This window comes from Acidiphilium multivorum AIU301 (assembly GCF_000202835.1).
In the GTDB taxonomy this organism is placed as follows: Bacteria; Pseudomonadota; Alphaproteobacteria; order Acetobacterales; family Acetobacteraceae; genus Acidiphilium; species Acidiphilium multivorum.
In genome coordinates, this window is record NC_015178.1 from 176616 (window position 1) to 192591 (window position 15976).

At 65.3% G+C, this 15976-nt stretch carries 15 protein-coding genes and 1 pseudogene; 12 read left to right on the forward strand and 4 right to left on the reverse strand.

The annotated features are described in order from the left end of the window. The first annotated feature begins 162 nt into the window (after positions 1-162). Together ACMV_RS17965 and ACMV_RS17970 are read left to right on the forward strand one after the other, a co-directional pair. On the forward strand, positions 163-738 hold the full coding sequence (locus tag ACMV_RS17965) for an ANTAR domain-containing response regulator (RefSeq protein ID WP_013634992.1): 576 nt from the start codon (positions 163-165) through the stop codon (positions 736-738). Further along, positions 735-1340, forward strand: a complete 606-nt coding sequence (locus ACMV_RS17970; protein ID WP_013634993.1) for an ABC transporter substrate-binding protein — start codon at positions 735-737, stop codon at positions 1338-1340. The genes ACMV_RS17965 and ACMV_RS17970 overlap by 4 nt, the downstream gene beginning before the upstream one ends. Before the next feature lie 210 nt (positions 1341-1550). Here ACMV_RS17970 and ACMV_RS17975 read toward each other — a convergent pair whose 3' ends face one another. Continuing rightward, the gene (locus ACMV_RS17975) at positions 1551-2600 is read right to left on the reverse strand and encodes an IS110 family RNA-guided transposase (RefSeq protein ID WP_013634994.1); all 1050 of its coding nucleotides are present in this window, start codon (positions 2598-2600) and stop codon (positions 1551-1553) included. 235 nt (positions 2601-2835) lie between these two features. On the opposite strand from ACMV_RS17975, the gene ACMV_RS21645 reads away from it, so the two are divergent. The 6 genes from ACMV_RS21645 (at position 2836) to cobA (ending at position 10649) form a co-directional block, all read left to right on the forward strand. Then, positions 2836-3003, forward strand: a complete 168-nt coding sequence (locus ACMV_RS21645) for a hypothetical protein (RefSeq protein WP_231844535.1) — start codon at positions 2836-2838, stop codon at positions 3001-3003. A 265-nt stretch (positions 3004-3268) separates the two neighbouring features. Beyond that, on the forward strand, positions 3269-4495 hold the full coding sequence (locus tag ACMV_RS17980; RefSeq protein ID WP_013634996.1) for a nitrate/nitrite transporter: 1227 nt from the start codon (positions 3269-3271) through the stop codon (positions 4493-4495). A gap of 14 nt (positions 4496-4509) precedes the next feature. Beyond that, complete coding sequence (gene nirB, locus ACMV_RS17985) at positions 4510-6954, forward strand: nitrite reductase large subunit NirB (RefSeq protein ID WP_013634997.1); 2445 nt, start codon at positions 4510-4512, stop codon at positions 6952-6954. Continuing rightward, the gene (nirD, locus tag ACMV_RS17990) at positions 6954-7304 is read left to right on the forward strand and encodes a nitrite reductase small subunit NirD (RefSeq protein WP_013634998.1); all 351 of its coding nucleotides are present in this window, start codon (positions 6954-6956) and stop codon (positions 7302-7304) included. The genes nirB and nirD overlap by 1 nt, the downstream gene beginning before the upstream one ends. Continuing rightward, the gene (locus ACMV_RS17995) at positions 7301-9886 is read left to right on the forward strand and encodes a nitrate reductase (protein ID WP_013634999.1); all 2586 of its coding nucleotides are present in this window, start codon (positions 7301-7303) and stop codon (positions 9884-9886) included. The genes nirD and ACMV_RS17995 overlap by 4 nt, the downstream gene beginning before the upstream one ends. Further along, the gene (gene cobA, locus ACMV_RS18000; RefSeq protein WP_013635000.1) at positions 9864-10649 is read left to right on the forward strand and encodes a uroporphyrinogen-III C-methyltransferase; all 786 of its coding nucleotides are present in this window, start codon (positions 9864-9866) and stop codon (positions 10647-10649) included. The genes ACMV_RS17995 and cobA overlap by 23 nt, the downstream gene beginning before the upstream one ends. Here the strand turns inward: cobA and ACMV_RS18005 are convergent. From ACMV_RS18005 to ACMV_RS18015, 3 genes are all read right to left on the reverse strand, one after another. Then, positions 10618-11202 carry an NAD(P)-dependent oxidoreductase gene (locus ACMV_RS18005; protein WP_013635001.1) on the reverse strand — a complete coding sequence of 195 codons (585 nt, stop codon included), beginning with the start codon at positions 11200-11202 and terminating at the stop codon, positions 10618-10620. The genes cobA and ACMV_RS18005 overlap by 32 nt on opposite strands. Before the next feature lie 429 nt (positions 11203-11631). Continuing rightward, positions 11632-11919: a HigA family addiction module antitoxin gene (locus ACMV_RS20225; protein ID WP_013635002.1), complete on the reverse strand. Its 288-nt coding sequence runs from the start codon at positions 11917-11919 to the stop codon at positions 11632-11634. Between the two features lie 11 nt (positions 11920-11930). Next, positions 11931-12200: a type II toxin-antitoxin system RelE/ParE family toxin gene (locus ACMV_RS18015; RefSeq protein WP_041665735.1), complete on the reverse strand. Its 270-nt coding sequence runs from the start codon at positions 12198-12200 to the stop codon at positions 11931-11933. Between the two features lie 74 nt (positions 12201-12274). Between ACMV_RS18015 and ACMV_RS18020 the strand changes: the two genes are divergently transcribed. From ACMV_RS18020 to ACMV_RS18030, 4 genes and pseudogenes are all read left to right on the forward strand, one after another. After that, positions 12275-13408, forward strand: coding sequence for an ISAs1 family transposase (locus ACMV_RS18020; RefSeq protein ID WP_013634879.1), 1134 nt, complete (start codon positions 12275-12277; stop codon positions 13406-13408). Between the two features lie 205 nt (positions 13409-13613). Beyond that, on the forward strand, positions 13614-14183 hold the full coding sequence (locus ACMV_RS18025) for a recombinase family protein (RefSeq protein ID WP_013635004.1): 570 nt from the start codon (positions 13614-13616) through the stop codon (positions 14181-14183). Between the two features lie 6 nt (positions 14184-14189). Further along, positions 14190-14318 (forward strand): annotated as a pseudogene (locus tag ACMV_RS20985) (IS701 family transposase); the annotation flags it as partial. Positions 14319-14508: 190 nt separating this feature from the next. Beyond that, positions 14509-15876 carry an IS5 family transposase gene (locus tag ACMV_RS18030; protein ID WP_013635006.1) on the forward strand — a complete coding sequence of 456 codons (1368 nt, stop codon included), beginning with the start codon at positions 14509-14511 and terminating at the stop codon, positions 15874-15876. Positions 15877-15976: the final 100 nt, after the last annotated feature.

Genomic DNA, 15976 nt, shown 5'->3' on the forward strand with positions numbered 1-15976 from the left:
CATTGTTTGCACGTTGTCCTCAAACCAATTGCACCATCTCGGGATGTGCCTGACTTCCGCCAATCTCGTCGGATTGACGCAATCGTCGTGCCGGTTGCCTGGTTTGGCCCGTTTCTTGCTGAGTTACGCTCGGCTACATTCCAGACGGATTAACCACCCTGCGTGTATATTCTGATTGCCGACACTGATCGTACTCGTGCTGAGGCGCTTGCGGCGCGGCTTGGTGCTCAGACGGCCGGTTATGTTGTGCAGGTTGCTCCGTCCAACTTGAGCCTGTCGACCGCGGTCGCAGAACTCAGGCCAGATGTGGTGATCGTTGACATGGCCCGGCCGGACCGCGACAGTCTTGAACAGGTTCGCAGCGCCACCGCCCAGCCGGCACCGGTGATGCTATTCGTGGATGAGGATGACCCGAACTTCATGGAGGAGGCGATCGGCGCCGGTGTCGCATCCTACCACGTCGATATCGCGACCATCGCCGACATCAAGCCGATCCTGCGCAGCGCGATCGCCCTGTTCCGACGGGGGGCCGAACGCGAACGCCGCCTTGCTGAGGCGGAGTCGGCCCTTGCCGAGCGCCGGCTGGTCGATGCTGCCAAGCGCCTGCTCATGCAGCGCGACATGATGACCGAACCGGCCGCTCATCGCTTTTTGCAGCGCCGGGCAATGGAGCGCCAGGTACGCGTTGCCGAAGTCGCCCGCGCTCTACTAGGCGATGACGAGGAAAAAATGCCGTGAGTTCCATACCGATCCGCATCGGCGTCTTGCGGCTGATTGACTGCAGCCCCCCGATCGTCGCGCGCGAGTACGGCTTCTTCGCCGATGCCGGGCTTGAGGCCGACATCGCTGTCGAACCGTCCTGGGCCAATATCGCCGACAAGCTAGCCTACGGCATTCTCGACGCCGCGGTGATCCTGGGGCCGCTCGCCATCGCCATGGGGCTCGGCCTGCGGGGACGGCGAACCGCCCTGGCGCTTGTCGCGATGCTTTCGCGCGAAGGCAATGCCGTGGTTCTCCGGCATGGCGCGGAGCGGTGGCTGGAAGAGGCCCGCTTCGCTGCGGTCCATGCATACTCCAACCATGACCTGCTGCTCAGGCGTTATCTGGCGGAAGCCGGAATCGACCTGGCCCGAACAAAGATAGGGGGCCGCCCGCCTGCCGAGATGGTCGCCTCGCTTGCGGCCGGCGAGATCGACGGCTTCTGCGCCGGCGCTCCCTGGGGCGCGCTCGCGGTCCGGACCGGATTCGGCACGGTTGTCGCCGATTCTGCGACGCTGGCACCCGGGCATCCAGAAACGTATGGCCCGCCCCGTCTGCAAGTGGTATTTTCGATGAACTGACCAGTCTGCGTCAACGTATCCGGCCTCGGAGCAAGCTCCCGGCCAAGATGGAGATCCGCGCGATCCGGTCCTCATAAAATTCACGGCATCAAGCGCGCCATTTTTTGAAGCAGGTTCCCGAAACGCCGGTCGACTGTCAGGCCATCTTCATTCCACCACCCGCAAACATCATGACCGGCTATCAAGTTAGCGAGATCATTAGCCGGCTAATCATGCCATCCCTGATGCGGACCTGGCATCAAACGTGCCGCCGTTTCTCAGTACCGCCCAAGCGATCCGCGCCAGCTTGTTGGCCAGTGCGACAACCACTGCATTCTTGTGGACCCGAGCGGTGAGCCCGCGCAGCCAGCCGCCGAGCGGCGTTGAGCTGGTCAACAGACTGGGAAGAGCGGCGCGAGCACCATGGATCAGCAGCTTGCGCAGATACTTGTTGCCGCGCTTGCTGATCCCGACCAGCCGCGGTCGGCCTCCTGTCGTGATCTGCCGCGGCACCAGACCAAGCCAGGCAGCAAGATCGCGGCCCCGGCTGAACGTCTCACCGTTGCCGATCGCGGCAATCAGCGCGGTCGCGTTCATCACGCCGATCCCGGGAATGCTGATCAGCCGGCGTGCCGCTTCGTCCTCGCGCGTGCGAGCGACAAATTCGTCCTCAAAAGCGGTGATCCGCCGATCCAGCTCACGCCATTCGGCCCGCATGTCGGCAATCAGCGCCCGCAGCCGCGGCGTCAATGTCGCCGGTGGCTCGGCTTCATCGCCATCGAACATCTCGATCAGGGACCGCTCGAGCTTGCTCCGCCCCTGCGGCACCGTAACCCCGCGCTCCAACAGGATCGCTCGCAACTGGTTGATCAGCGCCGTCCGTTCACCGACCAGCCGGTCACGCGCCCGATGCAGGGTCTGCATGTCAAGCTGCTCCTCCGTTTTCATGGACACAAAACGCATCGTTGGCCGTGTTGCCGCCTCCGCAATCGCCTCGGCATCGCGATCATCGTTCTTCTGCGCCTTCACATAAGGGCGCACGTATTCCGGCGACATCAGCCGGACGTCGTGTCCCTGCGCCGCGAGAAGACGGGCAAGATGATGAGCGCCGCAGCACGCCTCCATCGCTATCACGCAAGGCGGCAACTCCTTCGTGAACGTCACCACGGTCTCCGGTCGCATCCGCCGCCGTTTGATCACCGCACCAGTCCCATCCAGTCCCGCAAGGCTGCAGCTGTTCTTGCCCAGATCAATCCCTAAAACCGCGATCTCTGTCTTCATTGCCTGCCTCCCTTTCTTCCGTTGGCCCCCGGCAGATTACTCTACAAGCGGGAAAGGGGCGGGCCATTCCATAAAATTCGTGGTCCTGCGGGCTGATTTTGCAGCAATCCAACCTGCAGCCGCCGCCTTGCGCGCTGCTCTTGGGGCCGCTACCGCGCTCTGCCGCGCGCCAGATGGAGCACCTTCACTCGCCCGCCTGCTTGCCGCCCCCGCCCATCTGGACCTGCCGGAAGGTATGGTACGCGACGCGCTCATCCCCCGGACCGGCAATCCGATCTTCATGACCGGCGCCTCGCTTCTGCCGGACAAGGCCGACATTGCCTGGACCATCGCGCGGATGGTCGAGGCCGGCCATCTTGATCCTGCAGGAGAAGATCCAAGTCTGGCCATTATTACACCATAATAACAAGCCATAAAATAGGCATAAGAACGAAAAATGGTCTTATGTTGTATAAACAATACGCATATATTGTGTTGTCGTACCCTATAAGGCCCGTTTTTGGACAACTCATAAGCTTGGCATCGATATTGCGTAGCCGCATATGCATGGTGACATGCGGCTTCGGGCCAATGACGGCTCGAGGGTCGTGCGGGCGTTGCCCATCCTTGATCGATCGCGCGCCAACGGGGGCCGCATCGCGGATCGCAAGATCCGCAGGAGTGCGACCATGCATACCACGACGGAAAAATCGTTTCTGATATCCGGCCATCTACCGACCCTTTTTGCAGCGTTCCTCTATTTCGACGCCAGTTTCATGGTCTGGGTGCTGCTCGGTCCGCTCGGTGTGCAGATCGGCCGGACGCTGCATCTCGATCCCGCGCACAAGGGGCTGATGGTCGCGGTTCCGGTGCTGGCCGGTGCCCTCCTGCGGATTCCGAACGGATTGTCGGTCGACCGCTTCGGCGGGCGGCGCACCGCGATCGTGGCGCAGTTCATCGTCATCACCGGCCTTCTCCTCGCCTGGGCGACCGGCCTGCCAAGCTACGGCTCGGTGCTGGCGCTGGGGCTCGTCCTTGGCCTCGCCGGCGCATCCTTTGCGGTTGCTCTGCCGCTCGCATCGCGCTGGTATCCGAAGGAGCATCAGGGAACCGCCCTTGGCATCGCGGGCGCGGGCAATTCGGGCACTGTGCTTGCCGCCCTGTTTGCCCCGGCGCTCGGCCTCGCTTTCGGCTACGCCAGCGTCTTCGGCATGGCGGCGGCGATCATGGTCGTCGTGCTGTGCGTCTTCTCGATACTCGCGAAAGACAGCCCGGCCCATCCGGCGCCGCAGAGCCTCGGCGCCTATCTCCGCGTGCTGCGGCTCCACGACACGTGGTGGTTCATGCTGTTCTACAGCGTTACTTTCGGCGGTTTCGTCGGACTCGCGGCATCGCTGACGATCTATTTCCATACCCAGTACGGCCTGGCTGCGGTCAACGCCGGCTACGCCACGGCGGCCTGCGTCTTCGTCGGATCGTCGGTGCGGCCGCTCGGCGGCTGGCTCGCGGATCGGATCGGCGGAATCGCGGCACTCTCGATCTTCTATGTCGTCGCCGCGGCCACGCTGGCTCTGGTTAGCATCGGCCTGCCGGACCTCGCCCTCGCCCTTGCTGCCTTCGTCCTCGCGATGCTCGCCCTTGGGATGGGCAACGGCGCGGTGTTCCAGCTCGTGCCGATCCGCTTCGGCCGCGAGATCGGGGTAATGACCGGCCTGGTCGGCATGGCCGGCGGGGTCGGTGGATTCTACCTCGCCTCCAGCCTCGGCTTTTCGAAGCAGTTCACCGGCTCCTACCAGGACGGGTTCCTGGTCTTCGCCGCCCTCGCGCTCGTCGCCTTCGCCGGGCTGATGACGGTGCGTCGCCGCTGGCGCGCGGATTTCACCTCGCCCCCCGGCAACGGCACCGTCCGGATCTGAAAGGAACGAACGCCATGCATGGCACCACCCTCTCGCGGCCGCGCCTCGTCGTCGTCGGTAACGGTATGGCCGGGATGCGGACGGTCGAGGAAATCCTCGCCATCGCGCCCGGCATATTCGACATCACCGTGTTCGGCGCGGAACCCCACCCGAACTACGACCGGATCATGCTCTCGCCACTTCTCGCAGGCGAGAAGCGGTTCGAGGATATCGTCCTTAATGACTACGACTGGTACGCTAGCAACGGCATTCGCCTCATCGCCGGCGAGCATGTCGACTGGATCGACCGCGCGCGCCGGATCGTGCGAGGTGCCGCCGGCACCGAGGCGCCCTACGACCTGCTTCTGCTGGCGACAGGCTCCAGCCCATTCGTCCTGCCGATCCCCGGGGCAGAACTTGATGGCGTGCAAACCTTCCGCTCCGTCGCCGATGTCGGGGACATGCTGGCAACCGCGCGGCCCGGCGCGAAGGCGGTGGTGATCGGCGGCGGGCTGCTCGGGCTGGAGGCGGCGCACGGCCTCGACCTGCGCAGCGCCGAAGTGACGGTGATCCACCTGATGCCGACCCTGATGGAGCGCCAGCTCGACGCTTCCGCTGCCCATCTGCTCAAGCAGACCCTCGAGGCGCGCGGAATGACGATCCTGACCGGCACCGAGACCGCCGCGTTCATCGGCGACGACCGGGTGCGCGCGGTCCGGCTGAAGGACGGGCGGGAAATTCCCACCGACCTCGTGGTGATGGCCGTCGGTATCCGTCCGAATGCAGGCCTGGCCCGGGCGACCGGTCTCGAATGCAATCGTGGCGTGATCGTCGACGATTTCCTGCGGACCTCCGATCCCGCGATCTTCGCGATCGGCGAATGCGTCGAGCATGACGGCAAGGTCTTCGGCCTGGTCGCACCGATCTGGGAGATGGCCCGTGTCGCCGCGCGGGCGATGACCGGCACGCCGGGGATCGGATTCACGCCGGCGGCCAGCGTTACAAGGCTCAAGGTCTCGGGCGTGGAGATGGCCTCGGCCGGCGCCTTCCTCGGCGATTCCGGCACCGAGGACATCGTGCTGCGCGACGGCGCGCGGGGGACCTATCGCCGGCTCGTCCTGCGAGAAAACCGGATCGTCGGCCTCGTCGCCATTGGCGATGCAAGCGACGCCGCCTGGCATTTCCAGCTCCTGAAGGACGGGACCGATATCGGCGAGATCCGCGACAGTGTGATCTTCGGCCCCCTCGCGGACGGACCGGCCGACCCCGACGCCGCCGTGATGGCCCTGCCGGACGGTGCGGAAATCTGCGGCTGCAACGGCGTCTGCAAGGGGACGATAACGAGGGCGATCAAAGCGTTCGGCCTCGCAAGCGTCGATGACGTGCGCGCGAGGACCAAGGCGTCCTCCTCGTGCGGTTCCTGCACAGGCCAGGTCGAGGCGCTGCTGCGCGCCGCCCTCGGCACGGAGTACGCACCCGCGACGGTCAAGCCGGTCTGCAAATGCACCGGTCTCGACCATGGCGAGGTGCGCAGGCGGATCGTCGGCGGCAAACTGAAATCAATCCCGGCGGTGATGCAGGCGCTGGAATGGAAGACCCCGGACGGCTGCCATGTCTGCCGCCCGGCGCTCAATTTCTACCTGCTCTGCGCCTGGCCGGGCGAATACGTTGACGACGCCCAGTCGCGCTTCGTCAACGAGCGGATGCACGCGAACATCCAGAAGGACGGCACCTTCTCGGTGGTCCCGCGCATGTGGGGCGGCGTGACCAACGCGCGCGAACTGCGCGCGATCGCCGACGTGGTGGACAAATTCGACATTCCGGAGGTCAAGATCACCGGCGGCCAGCGCATCGACATGCTCGGTGTGAAGCGCGAGGACCTGCCCACGGTCTGGCGCGACCTGAACGCCGCCGGCCTGGTGTCCGGCCACGCCTACGGCAAGGCGTTGCGGACTGTGAAGACCTGCGTTGGCTCGGAATGGTGCCGCTTCGGCACCCAGAACTCGACCCGCATGGGCATCGCGCTGGAAAAGATGAGCTGGGGCTCGTGGCATCCGCACAAGGTGAAGATGGCCGTCTCCGGCTGCCCGCGGAACTGCGCCGAGGCGAGCATCAAGGATTTCGGCGTGATCGCGACTGAGGCCGGCTGGGACCTGCTGGTCGGCGGCAACGGCGGCATCCGCCTGCGCGGCACCGACCTGCTGTGCAAGGTGACGACAGAGGCCGAGGTGCTCGAATACTGCGCCGCCTTCCTCCAGCTCTACCGCGAGGAGGCCCATTACCTCGAGCGCACCGCGCCCTGGATCGAGCGCGTCGGGCTCGACTATGTGAAGCAAGCCGTTGTCGAGGACGAGGACAACCGCGAGGCTCTCGCCGCCCGCTTCCTGCATGCCCAAACATTCGCCCAGGCCGATCCCTGGGCTATGCAGTCGGCCGCGGCCGCCGGCGCGAAATTCACCCATGTCGCGGAGCTTACGTGATGGACGCGATCATGACCGATACCGGCTTCGTCGATGTCGCCGCCCTCGACGACATCCCCCAACGCGGCGCCCGGACCGTGGCGACCGCGCACGGCGATGTCGCGATCTTCCGCACCGGCGACGACGCCGTCTTCGCCCTGCGCGATTCCTGCCCGCACAGGGGCGGCAAAATCAGCCATGGCATCGTCCACGGCCATGGCGTCACCTGCCCGCTGCACAACTGGGTGATCGCGCTCGCGACCGGTGCGGCTGAGGGCGAGGCGGCCGCCTCCTGCGTCCCGCGCTTCCCGGTACGCGTGACCGAGGGACGCGTGCTGCTGGACGTCTCCGCTCCGCTGGCGCCGGCATGAACACGACCTGTCCCTATTGCGGCGTCGGTTGCGGGCTGATTGCCGGCGAGGGGACAATCGCTGGCGACCCCGCCCATCCCGCTAATCGCGGACGGCTCTGCGTGAAGGGCGCGAAACTCGCGGCCACGCTCGACGACCGGGAGCGACTGCGGACGCCGATGGTCGGCGGGCGCGAGACCTCCTGGAGCGCGGCGCTGGATGCAGCGGCGGACGGCTTCGCGCGGGCGATCGCCGCGCACGGGCCGGACTCCGTCGCCTTCTACGTGTCCGGACAGTTCCTGACCGAGGATTACTACGTCGCCAACAAGCTGATGAAGGGGTTCATCGGCAGTGCCAATATTGACACTAATTCCCGGCTTTGTATGGCGTCCGCGGTGGCCGCCCACCGCCGATGCTTCGGCGAGGACCTCGTCCCGGGGATCTACGAGGATTTCGACGAGGCGGAACTGATCATCTTCGCCGGCTCGAACGCCGCATGGTGCCATCCGGTCCTGTTCCAGCGCGCACTTGCCGCCCGGGCGACGCGCGGGACGCGGATTGTCGTGATCGATCCCCGCCGTAGCGCGACCGCCGAGTTCGCCGACCTGCACCTCGCCGTGCGCCCCCGCGGCGACCTCGCCCTGTTCTGCGCGCTGCTCGCCGCCTGCGCGGACCGCGGCGCGCTCGATCGCGACTACATCGCGCGGCACACCGCCGGGTTCGGCGCCGCGCTCGCCGCCGCGCGGCAGGCCGAGCACGGGATCGATCCCGCCGCGTTCGAAACCCTCGCCGGCTGGGTCGCCGCCACCCCGCGCATGGTGACTGCCTTTTCGCAGGGCGTGAACCAGTCCGAGACGGCGACCGACGCAATCGGCGCGATCCTGAACCTCCACCTCGCCACCGGACGGATCGGCCGGCCCGGCGCCGGACCGTTCTCGCTGACCGGCCAGCCCAACGCGATGGGCGGCCGCGAGGCGGGCGGCCTCGCCAACCAGCTCGCCGCGCATCTCGGCTTCGACGACCCCGACGACCACGCGACGCTCTCCGAATTCTGGGGCGCCCCCAACCTCGTGCGCCGGCCCGGGCTGAAGGCGGTGGACCTGTTCCGTGCCGTCGCCGACGGCAAGATACGCGCCCTCTGGATCGCCGGCACCAACCCCGCCGAATCCCTGCCAGCGAGCCTCGACGTGCGCGACGCGCTGTCCCGTTGTCCGCACCTCGTGGTCGCCGATTGCTGGCCCACGGCGACGACCGCCCATGCCCATGTCCTGCTGCCAGCGGCAGGGTGGTCCGAGAAGGACGGCACCGTCACCAATTCAGAGCGCATGATCTCCCGCCAGCGCGCGTTTCGTCCCGCTCCCGGTGCTGCCCGACCCGACTGGTGGATGTTCGCCGAACTCGCCCGGCGGCTCGGCCATGGCGCGGCCTTCGCCTGGGACGTGCCGGCTGCGATCTTCCGCGAACACGCGGCACTCTCCGCTTTCCGCAACTTCGGGCGACGGCGGTTCAATATCGGCGGGCTCGCTGCCATCCCGGATGACGATTACGACGCAATGCGCCCGCTGCGCTGGCCTCTGGCCGGAGATCGCCTCTTTGCCGAGGGAAACTTCCCGACGCCAGACGGGCGGGCCCGCTTCGTCGCCGTATCACCACTCCGCCACGCGCGCACGGATTTCACCCTCAATACCGGCCGGCTGCGCGACCAATGGCACACCATGACGCGCACCGGTCGCGTCGCCGAACTGATGGCCCACCAGGATGCCGCGACCCTGGAACTCGCACCGACGGACGCGGCGCGCCTCGGCGTGCTGCCTGGTGATCTTGTCGCCGCCGGGAGCGAAGGGGCGCGCATCGTCTTCCCGGCAGCGATCTCGCCGGGACAGTGCGAAGGTTCGGTGTTCGCCGCGATACACTGGACCGCAGCGCAGGGCAGCGCCGGAAGCGTCAACCGCCTCACTGTTCCGGCGACCGACCCGATCTCCGGCCAGCCGGCCTTCAAGCATTCGCCAGTGCGACTTGCGGCGGTGCCGACGCTCTGGAGGGCCATTGCCATCGGCCGTGCCGCTTCCTGCGCGATGGCAGCTGGCAAACAAGCCGTCTGGTCGCAGGCACTACGCCCGGGCGGGCTGGCGCTGTCGCGCTTCACCGGGTTTGCCCCGCTCGCTGCCCGCAGCGCCGTGGACGCGGCACGGTGGCTGCTGGAGCTGCCGGAGGGTGCCGAATTCCTCGACTACGCCGACCCGACGCGCGGGGTCTTCCGCCTCGCCGTGCTGGACCGGGCCGGCGTCCAGCTCCTTCTCCACGTCGCGCCGGCGGAGCTTGCGCTGCCGGACCCCGAGGCGCTGGAGGCGTTGTTCGCGGCCCCACAAGCAGGAGCCGATCCGACGCTCCTGCTTGGCCAGCCCGCCCGCGCCACCGCGACCCGCGGGCGGCAGGTCTGCGTCTGCAACGCGGTTGCCGAACCCGCGATCCGCGCCGCGATCCGCGCCGGCTGCCGGAGCGTCGAGGCGATCGGCGCCGCCACCGGCGCCGGCACCGGTTGCGGTTCATGCCATTCCGAACTGAAGGGATTTCTCCGCCATGACCTCGTTGCCGCCGAATAGCAAGGCACATCCCGTCATCCTCGCCGGCACCGGGCCGGGCGATCCGGATCTTCTCACCCTGCGGGCCGTACGGGCGATCGGCGCCGCCGAAATCATCCTGCATGATGCGCTGGTCGATGCTCGCATCCTGGTCCTTGCCGCCCCGGATGCCGTCCTCATCCATGTCGGCAAGCGGTGTGGCCGGCACGCGATGAGCCAGACAGAGATCAACCGCCGCCTTGTCGAATGCGCGCGCACCGGCGCTCGGGTGCTACGGCTGAAGGGCGGAGATCCGATGATCTTCGGCCGGGCCGGCGAGGAGATCGCGGCCTTGCGGGCCGCAGGCATCGCGGTCGAGGTGATCCCGGGGATCACCGCGGCCTCGGCGGCGGCGGCGTCTGCCTGCGTCTCGTTGACCGCGCGGGGCAGGGCGCGCGCCGTCACCCTGGTCACCGGCCACACCGCCGATGGCGGGGTACCGCCTCAGGACTGGGCGGCGCTGGCCCGGCTCGATTCGACCCTCGTCTTCTACATGGGCTCCCGCCACGCCCGAGCGATCGCCGACCGCCTGATCGAGGCCGGGCTCGATCCCGCCACGCCGGCGATGCTGCTGACCAATGTCAGCCGCCCGAACGAGACGCGCCGGCTTGACCGCCTCATCGACCTCGCAGACGGAATCGCCGCCGCCGATCTCGCGGCCCCGGCGCTGATCCTGATCGGCGCCGCGCTCGACGCGGCGGTTCCGGTGGCGACTATTCGGGCGGACGCCCGCGAGCTGTCGTGAGCCAGCCCCGCGCCTCGACATGGTCGGCGATCCGGCGAGCCGTTTCGGGCATCGACATCCCTTCGGCGCGCCATCGCTCGCGAAGTACCGCGATTTCAGACAGCCGTGCGGCCCAGTCCGCCCCGAATTCGACTTCGAGATGCCGACGCAGCACAGAGGACAGGCCGGCTGCCTGACCGCCGGTCGAGACCGTCAGCAGCAGATCGCCGCGCCTCACCTGCGCCACGGAATGAAAGTCGCAGTCGGGCAGGCGGTCCTCGACATTCACCAGCACGCGCGCCGCCCGCGCCGCCGCGACCAGGCCCGCGCGAACCACGTCCGGAACGTCGACGATCCAGAGCGCATGCAGTCGCGCGAGGTCATCGCCCGTCGGCATTCTGCGGCATAGCGCGGCGCCAGCTTCCGCGATCGTCGCCGCATCCGGATCGTCACTGAACAGCAGGGCGGCATCGGCGCCGCCTTCACGCAGCGCACGCAGCCTGCGAAGCGACATAGGACCGTTGCCGCATACGCTGAGACGGCAATAGCTCGGATCGAGCACGATCGGAATCATGAGATCATCCCAACATGAAACGGAACCGCATCAAGGCTAGCAACCGCAAGATCGCTCACAATCGTGCGTCAGGAGGATAGCGGCGCCTTGTCTGCTTTCAGAAGTTCAAAAATCGCTGCGTTACGACCGAAACCCAGATAGAGGCCGCCCCTTGTGCCCGCGAACGACCGCCCTTGGGATCATTCAATTTGACCTCGGTGTCCTTGTCGGGTTGCTCCACGCCAAGGCTGATCGTCCCCTGAATGGCGACTTTCCTCTGGTCGGGAGCCGTAAGCCGCCATTACGGCTTCGGCCCGGCCTCGCCGCAAGGTGAACATCTGGTATCCGCTTTCGTAAGACATCAGCCGACTGGCCGCTATACGTCCCCATTGGTGCTACCCAGCGGATATAAAATCATAAATCTACTGGTCACTGCCTACACTTGGTCGCTCAGGCCACATTTGCCTGAAAACGGCGTACTGGTGGCTGCTTGTGTTGTCGTGCAAGCCAAAGGTCATAGTTTGCCTGCATCCCAAGCCATGCCTGGGCCGTGCTCACGCCAGCCTGTTCAAGCCGGATCGCCAAATCAGGGCTAATGGCAGCCCTGGCGTTCAACACACGCGACAACGCTGCGCGGGACATAGCCAGCCTCTGGGCGGCCTCGGTAACGGAAAGCCCCAGATCACTGATGACATCCTCTCTTAGCAGTTCGCCAGGATGTGGCGGATTATGCATCATTTTGCCTTCTCCTAGTGGTAGTCTTGATAATTCACCAACTCAACGCCAGCCTCAACGAACCGAAACGTCACTCTCCAATTCCCGTTGACCCACACGGACCAGTGCCCGGCAAGGTCACCTTTCAGTGGGTGCAGCTTAAACGCCGGGATGTTCATATCCTTCGGCGTCTGCGCCACATCCAAAAGGCCAAGAATGCGCTTCAACTTGCCAGCCTGTGCGGCTTGAATCCCGCGCATGGAGCCCGTGCGGTAAAACGCCTCCAGACCCCAGGGGCTACGCATGAAAATTTCGGGCATAGTTGACGGCATGGAATCGGGTGTGATTCGGGGAGTCTCCTTGAGATTGGGAGACGTGCATGTCGGTGAGGCGGCTTGTGGAGGAATTTTCGGCGTTGGAAGACCCCCGCTGCGGCGGCAAGGTTGAGCACCGGCTAATTGATATTCTGGTGATTGCGGTGTGCGCGGTGATTGCCGGGGCGGAAAGCTGGGAGGATATGGCACTGTATGGCCGTAGCAAGCAGGAATGGCTGGGCACGTTTTTGGCGCTGCCGAACGGCATTCCATCGCACGACACCTTCCGGCGTGTGTTCATGCTGATCGATACCGGGCGTTTCGAGGCATGTTTCGAAGCGTGGGCGCGCTCATTCGGGACGACTTTGGACCGGGAAGTGGTGGCGATTGACGGGAAAACGATCCGCGGCTCGTTTGATCGCAGCCGGGACCAGGCGGCGCTTCACGTTGTGAGTGCATGGGCGAGTGATCGGGGGCTGGTGCTCGGCCAGCGTCAGGTCGGCGACAAATCGAACGAGATCACCGCGATCCCGGAATTGCTGGATGTGCTGGACATCAAGGGCGCCATTGTCACGCTGGACGCGATGGGGTGCCAGCGAGCCATCGCGTCCAAAATTCTCGAGCGGGGTGCTGATTATCTCGTCACCCTCAAAGCAAACCAGGGGAAGAAACACAGCGCCGTGCAGGAGTATTGCGCAACCACCTGCTTCAGCCGCTCACCCGTTGATCGGCCGGTGCATGACGAATTCGATGATGGTCATGGTCGTCTTGTTCGGCGCCGGGTGTTCGTCTGTCCGGACGCCGTAGCGCTGGAACCGCTGCGCGACTGGCCGGGGTTGAAGAGCGTTCTGGCCGTGGAAACCATCCGCGGCGTCAACGGATCCGGCAAGATCGAAGCCGAAATCCGCTACTTCCTGTCCAGCAGCGACGATCAACCCGAAATCCTGGCGAAAGCGATCCGTCAACATTGGCAGATCGAGAACAGCCTACACTGGGTGCTCGACGTCACCTTCAACGAAGATCACTGCCGGATCCGGGATCGCAACGCCGTCCAGAACTTCTCCCTGCTTCGCAAGATCGCAATCAACCTCGTTCGCCGCCATCAGGCATCAAAGGCCAGTCTCAAGGGGCGCCGCAAAATGGCCGCCTGGGATAACCGTTACATGGAGCAAGTGCTCACCGGCTTCTTTCATGCGTAACCCCTGCTCCAGACCCTTATCTCGGAAACTCAAAATCATAAGCAACCGTAGCGCGTAACGCGTCACTATACAACTTCAATCAACACGGTCACGCCCAAAATCGACCGGTTTCGGACACCTAGCCGAGAATATGCCCAAAACTATGCTTGACGGCATTGTGGGCATTGTCCGATCTTAAAGGCAGGTTTTTGGACGAAATTGCCCTATGTCGCGCGTGTTTTTGTATGCCCGTGTCTCGACGGTCGAGCAGACCGCCGAGAATCAGATCGCCGAGGCGAAGGCCGCAGGATTCGCCATCCGTCCGAACAGGATCATTACGGAAACGATCTCGGGCAGCATCGCGGCTCGTCAGCGGCCGGAGTTCCGCCGCCTCCTCGATCGCCTCGAAGATGGGGACGTTCTCGTTGTCACCAAACTCGACCGTCTCGGCCGCAGCGCGCTCGACGTGCGGGCTACCGTCGATGCCCTAGCCGGCCTCGGGGTCCGGCTGCATTGTCTGGCCCTGGGCGGCGTCGATCTCACCAGCTCGGCCGGCCGCATGACCATGCAAGTGATCGCCGCTGTAGCGGAGTTCGAGCGGGACCTGCTGATTGAACGAACACAAGCCGGGGTCCAACGAGCCAGAGCGAGCGGCAAGGCGATCGGTCGGCCAGCATCTTTAACAGAAGAGCAAAAGGCGGCAGTCAGGGCGGAGCGAGATTCTGGTGCATCAATTTCATTCCTAGCGCGGAGCTATAAGGTCAGCCGTCAGACCATCGGCCGTGTCTGCGAATGAAGCCTTGCCGTGCGGGTGCGGGTCGCCGATGGACCGCCGCAGCGCATCCGCGACATGGGGGCTCAGCACATGCCAGGTGAAGAGATCTGGCTCATCGGAGAGCGCCGTGCGAATGGCGAATGCAAATACTACCTCGTCACCCGTGAAAAATCGAACTTTGCTGATCTGGGGGCGATGTTTTGGTGGCTGGCAATATTGGGATTTGCAGGGTCTGGGCGAGCTGAGGGGAAAAACCTTGCAAAACCGTTGGAGCGTTGCGCGGTGGTCGCGATCGTGATTCTCTCCCTTTGATGTCGAACATCATGCGTTTGGCGTGGAGGAAAGAATGCCGCCGAAGCTGAATGCCTCGCAGGATGATCTCGAACTGTTCCGCTCGCGGCTGGAGAACATCATCGACCAGCGGCATCCCCTGGTGCGGCTGGCCCGGCTGATCGACTGGCGGGTTTTCGAGGAACGCTTCGGCTCACTCTACGCCGAGGCGGCGGGACGTCCGGCACTGCCGACCCGCCTGATGGTGGCGCTGCATCTTCTCAAGCACATGGATGGGCTGTCCGACGAAGCGATCTGCGCGCGCTATCTCGACAGTCCGTATGTCCAGGCATTCTGCGGCGAGACGCATTTCCAGCACACGCTGCCGCTTGACCGATCCTCGATGACGCGCTGGCGCAAACGGATCGGGCCCGAGCGGATGGAGGCCCTGCTCGCCGAGACGCTGGCGGCCGCCGAGCGGGGTGGGGCCGTGGCGGAGAAGCACTACAAGCGGGTCACCATCGATACCACGGTCCAGCCAAAGGCCGTGACGCATCCGACCGACAGCAAGCTCCTGCACAGCGGCATCGAGACACTGGCGCGGATGGCACGCAAGCACGGTATCACGCTACGCCAGTCGTATCGCCGGGTCGCGCGCTACGCCAGGCAGGAGGCGGCGCGCCTGCACCATGGTGGCAAACGCCGCGAGGCCGAGGCTCGCGTGCGCAAGCTGCGAACCTGGCTGGGCCGGCTGGCTCGTGACATCACCCGCAAGATCGCAGGCAACGCTGAAGCGAAGGCCACTTTCGCCGAAACGCTGGGCCTGATCAATCGCCTGCTTCGCCAGAAGCGCTCCGACCGCGGTGCCGACAAGCTCTATTCCCTGCACGCGCCTGAGGTGGAGTGCATCGGCAAGGGCAAGGCCAGGACGCGATTCGAATTCGGCGTGAAGGTCTCCATCGCCACCACCAACGCCGCCGCACCCGGCGGTCAGTTCGTTCTCGGCATGCAGAGCCAGCCGGGAAATCCCTATGACGGCCACACCCTGGCCGGCCAGATCGAGCAGGTCGAGCGGATCACCGGCGTTGCCGTCGCCCGCGCCTATGTCGACCGCGGCTATCGCGGCCACGGCGTCGAAGCCGAGGGCAGAAGGATCTTCATCTCCCGCCAGAAACGCGGCATCACCCCCACCATCCGCCGCGAGTTGCGCCGACGCACAGCCATCGAACCCGTCATCGGCCACATGAAGACCGATGGCCATCTGGGGCGAAACTTCCTGCTCGGCTTCGACGGTGATGCCATCAACGCCATCCTTGCCGGCGCCGGCCACAACCTCCGGCTGCTCCGCAGATGGCTGATCAGGCTTCTTTGCGCCATCTTCACATGGCTCTCGGCCGCAAGACCCTCTCCAGACCTTCGCCTACCGAACTACCACATCGCTTAATTCACAGACGACTACCTCTCCAACGAGAGCGAGGCCGGCGCACCACCACCATTGCTTCCCTTGCCACCGCTCGGCCCACTCGAGCGCCGCCAGTTCGACT

Excerpts from the sequence above, each read along its gene's own strand:
- ACMV_RS17975 (WP_013634994.1), bottom strand. The coding sequence starts at position 2,600 with ATGAAGACAGAGATCGCGGTTTTAGGGATTGATCTGGGCAAGAACAGC.
- ACMV_RS21645 (WP_231844535.1), top strand. The coding sequence starts at position 2,836 with ATGGTACGCGACGCGCTCATCCCCCGGACCGGCAATCCGATCTTCATG.
- ACMV_RS17980 (WP_013634996.1), top strand. The coding sequence starts at position 3,269 with ATGCATACCACGACGGAAAAATCGTTTCTGATATCCGGCCATCTACCG.
- nirB (WP_013634997.1), top strand. The coding sequence starts at position 4,510 with ATGCATGGCACCACCCTCTCGCGGCCGCGCCTCGTCGTCGTCGGTAAC.
- nirD (WP_013634998.1), top strand. The coding sequence starts at position 6,954 with ATGGACGCGATCATGACCGATACCGGCTTCGTCGATGTCGCCGCCCTC.
- ACMV_RS17995 (WP_013634999.1), top strand. The coding sequence starts at position 7,301 with ATGAACACGACCTGTCCCTATTGCGGCGTCGGTTGCGGGCTGATTGCC.
- cobA (WP_013635000.1), top strand. The coding sequence starts at position 9,864 with ATGACCTCGTTGCCGCCGAATAGCAAGGCACATCCCGTCATCCTCGCC.
- ACMV_RS18005 (WP_013635001.1), bottom strand. The coding sequence starts at position 11,202 with ATGATTCCGATCGTGCTCGATCCGAGCTATTGCCGTCTCAGCGTATGC.
- ACMV_RS20225 (WP_013635002.1), bottom strand. The coding sequence starts at position 11,919 with ATGATGCATAATCCGCCACATCCTGGCGAACTGCTAAGAGAGGATGTC.
- ACMV_RS18015 (WP_041665735.1), bottom strand. The coding sequence starts at position 12,200 with ATGCGTAGCCCCTGGGGTCTGGAGGCGTTTTACCGCACGGGCTCCATG.
- ACMV_RS18020 (WP_013634879.1), top strand. The coding sequence starts at position 12,275 with ATGTCGGTGAGGCGGCTTGTGGAGGAATTTTCGGCGTTGGAAGACCCC.
- ACMV_RS18025 (WP_013635004.1), top strand. The coding sequence starts at position 13,614 with ATGTCGCGCGTGTTTTTGTATGCCCGTGTCTCGACGGTCGAGCAGACC.
- ACMV_RS18030 (WP_013635006.1), top strand. The coding sequence starts at position 14,509 with ATGCCGCCGAAGCTGAATGCCTCGCAGGATGATCTCGAACTGTTCCGC.